This window comes from Paractinoplanes ovalisporus, assembly GCF_016834655.1.
In the GTDB taxonomy this organism is placed as follows: domain Bacteria; phylum Actinomycetota; class Actinomycetes; order Mycobacteriales; family Micromonosporaceae; genus Actinoplanes; species Actinoplanes ovalisporus.
This window is the reverse complement of record NZ_JAENHP010000010.1, coordinates 196,443-208,577: the sequence shown is the minus strand read 5'-3', so window position 1 is coordinate 208,577 and position 12,135 is coordinate 196,443. Positions and strand designations below refer to the sequence as shown.

The following is a 12,135-nucleotide window of genomic DNA, read 5'->3' as shown; positions in this document are numbered from 1 at the left end:
TAAAAAAATGGGGTGAGGGTCATGTCGGCTCGTTCGCTGCGCGTCCTGGTCGCCGGTGGCGGCATCGCGGGTCAGGCTCTGGCCTTCTGGCTCACGCGCGGCGGCCACCAGGTTACCGTGGCCGAGCGCTTCCCGGCGCTGCGGGCCACCGGCGCCCAGGTCGACCTCCGCGGTCAGGGCATCGAGGCCGTCCGCCGGATGGGACTTCTGGACGCCGTCCGCGACCGGCTGGTGGACGAGGCGGGCGTCGCCTTCGTCGACTCGCGCGGGCGGGCCAAGGCCACGATCATGGCCAACACCTCGGGCCGGGGCCGGCAGACCCTCACCTCGGAGTACGAGATCATGCGGGGCGACCTGGTGCGCATCCTGCACGACGCGACCAAGGACGACACCGACTACCGGTTCGACCGCAGCGTGGACGGCTTCGAGCAGGACGAGCACCGCGTCGTCGCGCGCTTCTCCGACGGATCCACCGGCGAGTTCGACCTTCTGGTCGGCGCGGACGGGCAAGGCTCACGGCTGCGCCAGGCGATCCTTCCGCCGGGCACCGACCCGTACTGGCGGGTCGGCATCCACATGGCCTACTGGTTCGTCCCGCGTATCGCCTCCGACAGCAACATCCGCGACACGTACATGGCGACCGGCGGCCGCCAGATCATGCGCCGCAGCCACAACCCGGCCGAGACCCAAGCGTACTTCGTGCTGCGGGAACAGTCCGCGGAAGCCTCGGCGATCCACCGGCAGCCGGTCGAGCAGCAGCAGGAGTTCTGGGCCCGCCGGTTCCGCGACGCGGGATGGCAGACCCGGCGCTTCGTCGACGGCATGAAGGACAGCCCCTTCTTCTACTCGCAGGAGGTCGCGCAGGTCCGCATCGGCCGCTGGTGCAGCGGCCGGGTGGTCCTGGCCGGAGACGCCGCCCACTGCGCCTCCCCCTACAGCGGCATGGGTGTCTCGGGTGGGCTGGCCGGCGCCTACGTCCTGGCCGGCGAGATCAACCGGCGCCCGGACGACCTGCCGGCCGCGCTGACGAACTACGAGAGCACCCTGCGGCCCTTCGTCGACCGGATCCAGGGCGAGGTGAACCCGCGCCTGCTGCGCCTGGGCCTGCCGATGACCCGGCGCGCGATCGTCGCCTTCCAGACCGCGACCGCCGTGGCCTGCCGCCTGCACATCCCCGAGCTGGTCGCTCGCTTCGCGACGGAGGACCGCGGCGGCGACTGGCAGCTGCCCGACTGAAATCGTGGCCGGTCGGCGGCAACCCTCGCGACCGGAATCGCATGTACCCGGATGTAGTGCTCCTGCCATCATTCGGGGGAATCTGACATGTTCGCAGCTCACCGGCCCTTGCCGGTCGTCCTCGCCGTCCTGTTCGCGCTCACCGCCTGCGGCTCCCCGGCGTCGTCCGCGCCTTCGTCCGCTCCGGTCTCGTCCGCCCCGGTCTCCGCTCCGGTCTCGTCCGTTCCCGCGTCGCCGCTTCCGACATCGCTGGGGCCCGAGGCCGGGGCCGGCGCCTGCCCGTCGGCGAAGGCCCTGGAGAAGCTGGTCGACCTGCCGAAGGGCTGGCATTTCATCCCGTCGAGCGTGAAGTGCTGGAAAGGCTGGGCGACGGCCGCCCCCGAGGGCCCGGACACCGGCGACGGCATCTACCTCTTCCGGCACGGGTCGAGCACCGGGTGGCGCTATCACAGCCAGGGCAGCGGATACTTCTGCCAGGATCTCGGCATCCACGAGCCCCCGCCGTTCTGTCAGTACCCATGACCTCGGCCCGTACGGAATACGGGGTACCGCACAGCATGTCGGACTCCATCGACGACCTCTTCGGCGACTTCGTCCGGACCCGGTCGGCGGCGCTGCTGAGGACGGCGTTCCTGCTGACCGGTGACCGGCACCTCGCCGAGGATCTGGTGCAGGACGCGCTGGCCCGCACCCACCGCGGCCGGCACCGGCTGGCCGACCCGGGGCACCTGGAGGCCTACACCCGTACGGCCATGTATCACCTGCATGTGAACTGGTGGCGGCGCCGCCGGATCACCGAGTCGATGCCGGGCGACCTGGCCGACGTGGTGCAACCCGGGAGCGACCACACCCGCCGTACGGAACTCAAGCTCGCCCTGCACGAGGTGCTGACCCACCTCACCCGGCGGCAGCGGGCCGTGCTGGTGCTGCGGTTCTTCGAGGACCGCAGCGAGGCCGAGGCCGCGGAACTGCTCAACTGCTCGGTCGGCACGATCAAGAGCCAGACCAGCAAGGCGCTGGCCCGCATCCGCAGCCTGGCGCCCGACCTGCTCACCGCCGTGACGGAGGAAGGCTGATGACCGACGACCTCGGGCGGCTGCGCCAGGCCATGACCGACCTGGCCGAACACGGCGGCCACGCCGACATGTACGAGCGGACCCTGCGCCGCTCACGCCGTACGCAGCAACGCACCCGGCTGGCCACGGCCGGCGCCACCGCGGCCGCGGTTGTCACCATCGGCGGCGCCATCGCCTACAGCTCCCCCGACCGTCCCGCGCCGCCGGTCATCCCGCCCGCGACACAGACGCCGGCCCCCAGCCCCAGCCCCTCATCGGCGGCGCCCAGCGAGACCCCGACATCGAGCCCACCGCGGTCGTCCGCGCCGACCAGCCACCGGCCCCAATATCCCGACTGCCCCTCCGCGAAGACCCTGGAAGAGCTCACCGACCTGCCGGAGGACTGGCATTTCATCCCGTCGAGCGTGAGCTGCTGGCACAACTGGGCAACGGCCGCCCCCAAGGGCCCAACCCCGGGCGACGGCATCTACCTGTTCCACTACAGGTCCGGCACGGGTTGGCGCTACCACAGTCAGGGCAGCAGTTTCCGCTGCCAGGACCTCGGCATCACCACCGGCAACCCACCGTTCTGCGAGATGGACTAGCGGCCGGGGCCGGCCGCCCCTCCATCCACAAGCTCGTACACGATCGAGCGACACCGGCGTTCTATCAGGAGAGGTGGCGGCCGACCAGCCCGGTGCACGACCTGGTCGGCCAATGCACGCGCGGTCACGGGGGTGGATACTCAGCACGGCGATCTCGTGGGTGCGTTTCCTGTTCGCCGACGTCGCTTCGGTGGGCCGGCTGTCAAGTGGCCACTTTCGAGTACCGGCCGACTGCGACAACTCGGTTCCGCAACGGCTGCCTCGTGTCGATCGATGAGCCTGTCGTCGACCGACACGACGCTCATAGGAGGAGTGCCTGGTGAGAGCCACCGATGACGCGGTTCACATTGCGGACCTCATCAACACGGTCAAGGACGCGGTACGAGAGGCCAACGTGTCCGTGATGAATCCTGACCGTGATCTTCGAGTCAGCAAGGTGGATCTGACCCTGTCGGTCGTTGCGAACTACGGCCGCGGAGCAGGGATCGAGCTGAAGGTCCCGGTCATCGGTTCGAAGCTTGGCGGCAAGTACCGGCGTGGCAGCTCGTCCACCCAGACCGTACAGGTGACGCTCGTTCCGCCACCGCCCTCGGACCTGGAAGTTCGCAGCGGAGGCGTGACGGAGACCCTGGTCGGGGCGATCGAGACAGTCCGTGCGGCGATCGCGGCGGGGGCCGGCGGGGACGACCCGTTCGAACTGGAATCCAGCGTCGTCACTTTGATCTTCGCCGTCTCCGACACCGGCTCGATCACCCTGCTCGGCGAAGGCGACCTGGAAGATACGGCTACCAACACCCTCGTTCTCACACTGGTCAGATCCAAGGATTAGCGCGGCGGCTGCAGGTCAGATCCTCGTGAGGGACAGCGCGAGCCAAGAATGAAAGCGTGCATGACGCGCATTAGGGCGGGTTGGTTCGGTGGCAGACTCCGAAGAAAGCACGAGCGTCGTCTTGCAGGTGGGTACGACAGGCGCCGCGCCGGCAGCTGAAACGATCGACCGGTTCCTCACGGACGCGATCCGGAACGCCGGGCTTGATCCAGCCGCCTACCTGCGGGTACAGAACGATCTGACAAGCTCCTTGAGCATCTGGATCACCGGACGCCATCTGGAGGAAGTTCGCGTCGATTTCCAAAGCGTCGCTACTGGTCGCAGTTGGGCCACGATAGTCCTGCAGGTTCGCTACACAGGGACGGGCGACAGCAGGTTCTCACCCGACTCCGCGGAACTACCACAGCGACCGAATGACTCAACTCGTTCAGATCGGAGCGTCTACCGGATAGGCATTACCCTCGCCGACGGCGCGCCTCACCTTGAAGCCTGGGGCACAGGTCCAGTTGTTGCCGCCTCCGACCCGCGCCGACAGAACGACGGTGTGGTTTACATAGTGCCGCGCAGTAACGCACGCGACGAGGACACGCCTGGTGTCGATCGTGCATCGACGCGTGGGCTGCCCCACGCTGACCCGCCGGCCGGCATTGCCTCGTCGAGCTTCGAGCCCGGCAACGTCAAGGCCGGTCGACCACGTGGACTGATTCTTTCCGAGACCAAGCTCCCGCGTTTCCGGCTGGGCCGGGTGACGTCGGCGCGCACCGGGGTTGCGATCGTGGTGCAGACGGCGACCGGGCGGACCGAGGTGGTGCCCGGTCAGCGCACGGCCGGTGAGTCGTTGTTCGGTCCGCATTCGACGCAGTACGAGGTGGACACCGCCGAGCACCACACCACGATCGAGGCGGCGGTCAAGACCCGGGACGACTCGTACGCATTCCAGGTCGTGGTGACCGTCGTGTGGCAGGTCGCCGACCCGGCCGAGGTGGTGCGGCGACGGCTCGACGACGGCGCGGCGACGATCTCGGCGGCCGTACGGGACCGGTTGAAGGAATTGGGCCGGCGGTTCTCGCTCGAGCAGACGGTCGACTTCGAGCATTACCTGCGTGACGAGTTCGCCGGTCCCGGGGCGCAGGTCGGATGCCTGCGGATCGTGCTGGTGGCCCCGGACGTGTCGCTGGACGGACCGGGCGCGGCGCATCTGGCCGAGGTCCGGGCGGCCCGGGAGCAGATGCGGATCATCCAGTTCAACCACGAGATCGAAGTGTTGCGCCGGAAGAACGCCGACGAGATCGCCGGGATCGCCCACCGGTACGAGGTGGAGCGGCAACGGATCAGCCGGGCCTACGAGATCGAGAACCAGGAACGCGAGGCCGCCCGGCAGCAGCGCGAACGCGACCGGACCGCCCTGTTCCAGCAGGCCATCGAACACGGCGACCAGGCCATGCTCGCCGTGCACCTGGGCGCGCATCCGGAGGACGCCGCGGATTTCATCCGAGCCGTCGCCCAAGACAAATCCGCCACCGCTGAACGCCACGCCGCCCTGCTGAGCGCGCTGATCGACCGCAAGCTGATCATCGCAGCCGACCTGGGAAAGCTGGCGATCGTGCCACCCGACGGGGGTACGCCCACGCCGACCGGCCCGACGCCGGAGCCCGACCGTCTCCTCGTTGCCCAGATGCCGGCCGCCGCCGCCCCGGGAGAACTTCTTGGGCTTCAAGTTCGCATCGTCATGGCGGACTCCTCGGCGCCGCGAACCAAAGACGCGCCGCTGAAAGCGCTTGCCATTCCGGCTGACGGTGCGGATGTCACCATCACCGCCCAGCCGGAACACGGCCTTCTCGCGGAGGGCCCCCCTGTTGCATGTTCTCCGGGTTCCCGGACGAGGTGATTCAGAGCCCATTCTGTTTGCCTTCCGTGCGGCAAAGCCGGGACTGCACAAAGTCGAGGTGATCGCGTACGCCGGCGGCACATTTCTGGCTGGGCTGCAGGTCGAGGTCTCAGTCGGGGACCACGCCCGATCGGTGGACGGCCCGCGACGGACCGCTACGATCGAATCGCTCGAGTTTGTACCCGGCGAAGTGACCTTGCAGGTCAGCTACGCCGGAGCCGGGGACCGCTACCTGTTTCAGATCCTGAGTGATCACGCAACGTTCAGCCCCGTGCCCGTCGAATCGCTCACCGGCCAGCCCGGCGCCGCGGTGAACATAGCGCGTGACGCTCTCAGCCGCCTGGCTCGCGGCTCGACCACCTACGGCACCGGAACTGCTGAAGAATGGCTGCGACAGGTCGGGATGAACCTGTGGAGCGAGATGGTTCCCGCCGTCATCAAGGAGCAGTTCTGGCAGCTTCGCGGAACAATGGCATCGCTCTCCATCGCTTCCGCCAACGACGTCATACCCTGGGAGTTGCTGTATCCGGTTTCCGGCGACAACGACAACGGATTTCTTGTCGAGCAGATCCCCGTCATGCGCCGCGTTCACGACCAGACGCGTAGCCGGCGTGTCAGCGTCTCACCGCCACACTTCATCGTGCCGGAGAAATCTCCTGGAAATGCGCTCGACGAAGTTGCCGCCATCGGACGCCACGTCGGCCCATCCGCCGCCGGCCAGCCGATCGACGATCTCAGCGCACTCTTGGAACTCCTCCGGAGCGGCGACGCGGGACTGATGCATTTCGCCTGCCACAACAACTTCCGGCCGGACGGAGGTGGATCGATGATAGAGCTTCGGAACGGACGCTTCGTCCCCGTCATGCTCAGTGAGGCAAGGCTCCGGAGAACCTTCTCGCGTCGCCGACCACTGGTATTCATCAATGCATGTCACAGTGCCAGCGAGGTACCTCAATACACCGAGATGATGGGCTGGGCACGGCAGTTCATGGCGGCCGGAGCCGGGGCGTTCCTCGGAACACTGTGGGACGTCGAGAGTCGAAGCGCGGCGGCCTTCGCAGATGCTTTCTACTCCGGCTTCACTGCCGGATCATCGTTGGGCGCCGCCACGTTGCAGGGTCGCCTGGCCGCCAAAGCCGAGCGGAGGGGAGATCCTACGTGGCTGGCCTACTCCGCATACGGGGACCCAGCCGCCACAGCGAGCATTTGAGGCGGCCTCGTCAGGGGCGGAAGCGGTAACCCATGCCGGGCTCGGTGAGCAGGTGCTGCGGGCGGGCCGGGTCGAGCTCGAGCTTGCGCCGCAGGCGGGCCATGTACTGGCGCAGGTAGTTGCTCTCGTTCAGGTACTGCGGGCCCCAGACGTCGTTCAGCATGGCCCTCTGGCTCAGCAGTTTGCCGGGGTGGCGCAGCATGTAGTCGAGCAGCCGCCACTCGGTGGGGCTCAGCCGCACGTCGCCTGTGATGGTGCGGGCGCCCAGGTCCACCGTGTGCCGGCCGATCGTGACCGTGGGCTCCTGGTCGCCCGGCTGGTGGCCTCGGCGGGTCACGGCGCGGATGCGGGCCAGCAGCTCGTCGACGCCGAACGGTTTCGTGATGTAGTCGTCGGCCCCGGCGTCCAGGGCGTCGACCTTGTCCCGGCTGTCGGCGCGGCCGGACAGCACGATGATCGGGATGCTGGTCCACCCCCGTACGCCGCGAATGACCTCGGTGCCGTCCATGTCGGGCAGGCCCAGGTCGAGCACGATCAGGTCGGGGTGGTGACGGGACGCGGCGTGCAGGGCGGTGGTGCCGTCGGGGGCGGTGTCGACCTCGTACCGGCGGGCCCGGAGGTTGATGCGCAACGCCCGGACGATCTGTGGCTCGTCGTCGACAACCAGGATGCGGGTCATGCGGCGCGCCCGGTGGGCAGGGTCAGAACCATGGTGAGTCCCCCTCCGGGGGTGTGTTCGGGAACGAGGGTGCCGCCCATCGCCTCGGTCAGCCCGCGTGAGAGGGCGAGCCCGAGACCGACGCCGGTGTGGTTGTCACGGTCGCCGAGACGCTGGAACGGGAGGAACACGTCGCCCCAGCGGACCTCGGGGATGCCCGGACCGTGGTCGATGACCCGCAGCTCCAGGGTCGCGCCGAGCGTGCTGGCCGTGATGGCGGGTGGCCGGTCGGCCGGGCTGTAGCGCAGGGCGTTGGCGACCAGGTTGATCAGGATCTGTTCGAGCAGGCCGGGGTCGGCGTGCACGGGCGGCAGGTCGTCCGGGATGTGCACCGCCACCTCGCGCCCCTCTGGTCCGAGCTCGTCCAGCGCGCGCGGCACGGCGTCCTCGGCTCCCAGGTCGACCGCGTTCACCCCGAGGGCGCCGGCCTGCAGGCGGCTCATGTCGAGCAGGTTGGTGACCAGACGTACGAGGCGGTCGAGGGATTCGTCGGCGGTGGCCAGCAGTTCCCGGCGGTCGTCCTCGTCGAAGTGGACCTCGTCGCTGCGCAGACCGGCCACGGCGGCCTTGGCCGAGGCGAGCGGCGTCCGCAGGTCGTGGCTGACCGCGGCCAGCAGGGCTGTCCGCATCCGGTCGGCCTCGGCCAGGGGCTTGGCCGTGGCGGCCTCGGCCGCGAGCTGTTCCTGGCGCAGCGCGACCGAAGCCTGGGCCGCGAAGGCCTCGACGATCCGCCGGTCCGACGCCTCCAGCGGGTGCCCGCGCAGCAGCATGGTCAAGTTGTCGTCGACCTTGACCTCGACGTCGGCGTCGTGCGGAACCGTGCAGACCTCTCCTACGTGGGCGGCGACCGCACCGCGGTCGAGCAGGGTCACCGAGTCGAGGGTGAACGTCTCCCGCAGCCGTTCGAGCAGCGCCATGAGCGGCCGTTCTCCGCGCAGCACGCTGCCGGCCACGGTGGCCAGGGTCTGGGCGTCGGCCGAGGCGGCCGCGGCCTGCCGGGTCTTGCGGGCCGCGGTGTCGACCACCCAGCTCACCGCGAGCGCCACCACCACGAAGATCGCCAAGGCGAGCAGGTTGTCGCCCTCGGCGATGGTGAACTTGCCGAACGGCGGCGTGAAGAACCAGTTCAGCATCAGCGACCCGGCCACCGCGGCCAGCAGCGCCGGCCACAGCCCACCGATCAGCGCGACCCCGACGACCGCGGCCAGGAACAGCAGAATGTCGTTGGTCAGCGACAGCGACGGCCCGACCTTCAGCACCGCCGTCAGGGCGGGCAGCCCGAGGGCGGTCACGACGAACCCGGCGACCCGGCGCTGCCGGGACAGCGCCGCGGGCAGCCGGGTTCTCCGGCGGCCCTGCGCCGCGCGTTCGTGGGTCACCAGGTGCACGTCGATCGACCCCGACATGGCGGTCGTGGTGACACCGACCCCGGCCGAGAACAACTGGGCCGCCTTGCCCCGGCTGGACGCGCCGAGCACGATCTGGGTCGCGTTGACCGCGCCCGCGAAGTCGATCAGCGCCCGCGCCACGTCCGCCCCGACGACCTGGTGGTAGGTGCCGCCCAGGCTCTCCACGAGAACCCGCTGCCGGGCCAGCACGGCCGGGTCCGCACCGGCCAGCCCGTCGTTCCGCGTGACATGCACCGCCATCAGGTCGGCCCCCTTGTCACGGGCGGCGATCCGCGCGGCCCGGCGGATCAGCGTGTCCCCCTCGGAACCACCGGTCAGCGCCACCACGATCCGTTCGCGGGTCTCCCAGGTCGCGCTGATCCGATGCTCGGCCCGGTACTTGTCGAGCTGTTCCTCGACCTTGTCGGCCAGCCACAGCAACGCGAGCTCACGCAGGGCGGTCAGGTTCCCCGTACGGAAATAATTGCCGAGCGCAGCGTCGATCTTCTCGGGCTGGTAGATGTTGCCGTGCGCCATCCGCCGCCGCAGCGCCTCGGGCGTCATGTCGACCAGTTCGACCTGCTCCGCCGCCCGCACCACCGCATCCGGAACCGTCTCACGCTGCTGCGCACCCGTGATCTGCGCGACCACGTCGTTGAGCGATTCCAGATGCTGAATGTTGACCGTCGTCAGAACGTCGATCCCCGCGTCCAGCAGATCGTTGACGTCCCGCCACCGCTTCTCGTGCCGCGAGCCCGGAACGTTGGTGTGCGCCAACTCGTCCACCACAGCCAGCTCGGGCCGCCGCGCCAACAAGGCGTCGAGATCCATCTCGGTGAACTCGGCCCCCCGATAGCCGACCACCCGCCGCGGCACCACTTCGAGGTCAGCAATCATGGCCTGGGTGTGCTTGCGCCCATGCGTCTCGACCAGCCCGACCACGACGTCGGTGCCCCGTTCGGCCCGCCGGTGCGCTTCCTCGAGCATGGTGTAGGTCTTGCCGACACCGGGAGCGGCGCCCAGATAGATCCGCAGTTCTCCGCGTGCCATGTTCGCTCTCTCAACGGCGTCGTCATTTTAGAACCACAATCAAGAGCCCTCGAAACCACAATCAAGAGCCATCAGGACCAGGATCAAGAGCCGGATGTCCCAGCCGGGTGGGCGGTACGGACCGTCGCTCCCGCGGGGACCCGGGCGGGCTTCGCTGGCCGCTGACGCGTCCAGAACGCGAACCCCACCCGGGCGACCTGAGTGAGTGGTGACGCTCAACCCCACACCATCCTCGGGCCCAGCAGCCTCCGACTCGCACCGTTTTCAGTTTTGCCGCCGTCCCCAGCCTTTGGCGCATTCGTCAGGGAGCGTGGCCGTTTCACCCGCCCTGTGCTTGCAGTGCATTCGGCGGGGAGCGCAGCCCTCTCGCGCGTGCCGGGCTTCCGGCGCATCCGGTCGCGAGCGCAGCCCTTTCCCCCGCAGCCTTCTCGCCTGCCCGGGCCAGACGCTGCGCCCGGAACTGGACCGTCGAGTCCGTGGCCCGCACTCCCCCGCGTACCGCCTCCAACTGCCGCACGCCGACCAGTCCGCACCGCGCAGTCGCAGCGTCGCTCGCGCATCGCCCAGACCGCCGCACCCCGAACGCCATTACGCATCACCAAATCCGCCGCACCGAGCCGCCACAAGCTGTCCGGGCCGCACCGCACGAGCCGCCGCGCGCCGCCCAGACCGTCGCCCTCGAACGCATCGCGCATCACCGAATCCGCCGCGCCCAGCCACGTGCCGTCTGGGCCGCACACCGCACGAGTCGCCGCAACACCGAAGCCGCCGCGGGCCATCCGAGCAGCCGCGCCACCGACACCGCCGCGGGCCGTCCGAGCAGCCGCGCCACCGACACCGCCGCATGCCGTCCGAGCCGTCGCCCGCACCCGCCACGCGTTGTCGAGGCCGTCGCGTCCAGCCGTCGCTCGCCGCCCGAAGGTGCTACCGGTTTGTCGCATATGTCGATTGTCGCAGCCACCCCCGCAGACCGCCCCCACCCCGGTCACTGGGTGGGGACGAGTCCAGCAGGTGGGTACGACATTTTCGCGCCGCTGTCCACAAGCACCACTTGCCGTCCTGTGCCGAACGGACATCACGTGCTGTCCAGGGCCGAAGACATCACTTGCCGACCAGGGCCGATCAGAAATGACATGCCGTCCAGGCAGAAAGGACATCACTTGCCGTCCAGGGCCGCCAGACATGACTTGCCGACCACTGCCACCAAACACGACCTGCCGACCATAGCCGCCGGACACCACCTGCCGACCACAGCCGCCAAACACCACCTGCCGACCACGGCCGCCGGACATCACTTGCCGTCCAGGGACAAGTTGAGTTCGAGCACGTTCACGGCCGGCTCGCCGAGGAAGCCGAGCGCCCGCCCGTCGGTGTGGTCCGCGATGAGCTTGTGCACCTGGTCGAGCGTCAGCCCCCGCTCCCGCGCTATCCGAGGCGCCTGCAAGGTGGCGTATGCGGGGCTGATGTCGGGGTCCAAGCCACTTCCGCTAGCCGTGACCGCGTCGGCCGGGACGACCGGGGACGACGGGGCGTTGCCGCGGATCGGGGTGATCACGCCGCCCAGGGCCTGGTAGTCCTTGCCGTTCTGGGCCGGCTCTACGGTCACACCGCCGTACGTCGGCAGGAAAGGCTTGTCGGTCTGGTTGACCGACACGACGCGGGTCACTGGACCGGTCAGGCCATCCCGGTAGAAGACGGCTAGCACCGCGCCCACGCCGTCGGCTGTGCAATACGGGCGGCTGCCGTTTACGCCCTCGAGCTTGCCTACGGCCAGGCTGCGGGCGCATACCTGAGTGAGCAGGCTCTGAGAAGCGTCGTCCGGGTTGTCCGAGAGAGTGTCGACGACGCTTTCAGGGCCGAGATTACTGGCCGATGTGGACGTCGGGTCGTAGCCGTCACCCGCTGCGGACGGGCGGCTCTGGAAGTAGCGCGGGTCGGGATTGCCGTCCGCGTCGGTGTAGGACTGGCCGACCAAACTGCTGCCGACCGTGGTGTCGCCTACGGTGACCAGGGAACCGTCGGCCTTGTCGGACAGGCCGGGAACGCGGCCGATCGCGACGAAGGCCAGCGGATAGGCCAGTCCGAGAAGAACGGTGAAGACCAGCAGGGCGCGTAGGGCCGCGATGTGCTGAGTGAGCCACGTGGGGAGTCGCATT

At 69.0% G+C, this 12,135-nt stretch carries 9 protein-coding genes and 1 pseudogene; 7 read left to right on the top strand and 3 right to left on the bottom strand.

Going from position 1 to position 12,135, the window contains the following annotated elements; translation table 11 throughout:
- Nucleotides 1-21: 21 nt before the first annotated feature.
- From JIG36_RS28405 to JIG36_RS54215, 7 genes and pseudogenes are all read left to right on the top strand, one after another.
- Nucleotides 22-1,236, top strand: a complete 1,215-nt coding sequence (locus JIG36_RS28405; protein ID WP_203379467.1) for an FAD-dependent monooxygenase — start codon at nucleotides 22-24, stop codon at nucleotides 1,234-1,236.
- An 87-nt stretch (nucleotides 1,237-1,323) separates the two neighbouring features.
- Nucleotides 1,324-1,758, top strand: coding sequence for a hypothetical protein (locus tag JIG36_RS28400; protein WP_203379466.1), 435 nt, complete (start codon nucleotides 1,324-1,326; stop codon nucleotides 1,756-1,758).
- A 35-nt stretch (nucleotides 1,759-1,793) separates the two neighbouring features.
- Nucleotides 1,794-2,312, top strand: coding sequence for a SigE family RNA polymerase sigma factor (locus tag JIG36_RS28395; RefSeq protein WP_203379465.1), 519 nt, complete (start codon nucleotides 1,794-1,796; stop codon nucleotides 2,310-2,312).
- Entirely contained in the window at nucleotides 2,312-2,896 is a 585-nt protein-coding gene (locus tag JIG36_RS28390; protein ID WP_203379464.1) for a hypothetical protein, read from the top strand. Before JIG36_RS28395 ends, JIG36_RS28390 begins: the two co-directional genes overlap by 1 nt.
- Before the next feature lie 319 nt (nucleotides 2,897-3,215).
- Nucleotides 3,216-3,725 carry a trypco2 family protein gene (locus JIG36_RS28385; RefSeq protein WP_203379463.1) on the top strand — a complete coding sequence of 170 codons (510 nt, stop codon included), beginning with the start codon at nucleotides 3,216-3,218 and terminating at the stop codon, nucleotides 3,723-3,725.
- An 88-nt stretch (nucleotides 3,726-3,813) separates the two neighbouring features.
- Entirely contained in the window at nucleotides 3,814-5,613 is a 1,800-nt protein-coding gene (locus JIG36_RS28380) for an SPFH domain-containing protein (RefSeq protein WP_203379462.1), read from the top strand.
- Nucleotides 5,528-6,685: pseudogene (locus JIG36_RS54215) on the top strand (CHAT domain-containing protein); the annotation flags it as partial. The gene JIG36_RS28380 and the pseudogene JIG36_RS54215, both read left to right, overlap by 86 nt.
- Nucleotides 6,686-6,833: 148 nt before the next feature.
- On the opposite strand, the gene JIG36_RS28370 reads toward JIG36_RS54215, so the two are convergent.
- From JIG36_RS28370 to JIG36_RS28360, 3 genes are all read right to left on the bottom strand, one after another.
- Nucleotides 6,834-7,502 carry a response regulator gene (locus JIG36_RS28370; protein ID WP_203379460.1) on the bottom strand — a complete coding sequence of 223 codons (669 nt, stop codon included), beginning with the start codon at nucleotides 7,500-7,502 and terminating at the stop codon, nucleotides 6,834-6,836.
- Nucleotides 7,499-9,979, bottom strand: coding sequence for a DUF4118 domain-containing protein (locus tag JIG36_RS28365; RefSeq protein WP_203379459.1), 2,481 nt, complete (start codon nucleotides 9,977-9,979; stop codon nucleotides 7,499-7,501). Before JIG36_RS28365 ends, JIG36_RS28370 begins: the two co-directional genes overlap by 4 nt.
- Before the next feature lie 1,291 nt (nucleotides 9,980-11,270).
- A complete protein-coding gene (locus JIG36_RS28360; protein WP_203379458.1) occupies nucleotides 11,271-12,134 on the bottom strand; it encodes a potassium-transporting ATPase subunit C in 864 nt (287 codons plus the stop codon).
- Nucleotide 12,135 lies beyond the last annotated feature (1 nt).

What these genes read in the sequence shown, in the direction of transcription:
- JIG36_RS28365 (WP_203379459.1), bottom strand. Translation starts at nt 9,979, where the DNA reads ATGGCACGCGGAGAACTGCGGATCTATCTGGGCGCCGCTCCCGGTGTC.
- JIG36_RS28400 (WP_203379466.1), top strand. Translation starts at nt 1,324, where the DNA reads ATGTTCGCAGCTCACCGGCCCTTGCCGGTCGTCCTCGCCGTCCTGTTC.
- JIG36_RS28395 (WP_203379465.1), top strand. Translation starts at nt 1,794, where the DNA reads ATGTCGGACTCCATCGACGACCTCTTCGGCGACTTCGTCCGGACCCGG.
- JIG36_RS28370 (WP_203379460.1), bottom strand. Translation starts at nt 7,502, where the DNA reads ATGACCCGCATCCTGGTTGTCGACGACGAGCCACAGATCGTCCGGGCG.
- JIG36_RS28360 (WP_203379458.1), bottom strand. Translation starts at nt 12,134, where the DNA reads ATGCGACTCCCCACGTGGCTCACTCAGCACATCGCGGCCCTACGCGCC.
- JIG36_RS28405 (WP_203379467.1), top strand. Translation starts at nt 22, where the DNA reads ATGTCGGCTCGTTCGCTGCGCGTCCTGGTCGCCGGTGGCGGCATCGCG.
- JIG36_RS28390 (WP_203379464.1), top strand. Translation starts at nt 2,312, where the DNA reads ATGACCGACGACCTCGGGCGGCTGCGCCAGGCCATGACCGACCTGGCC.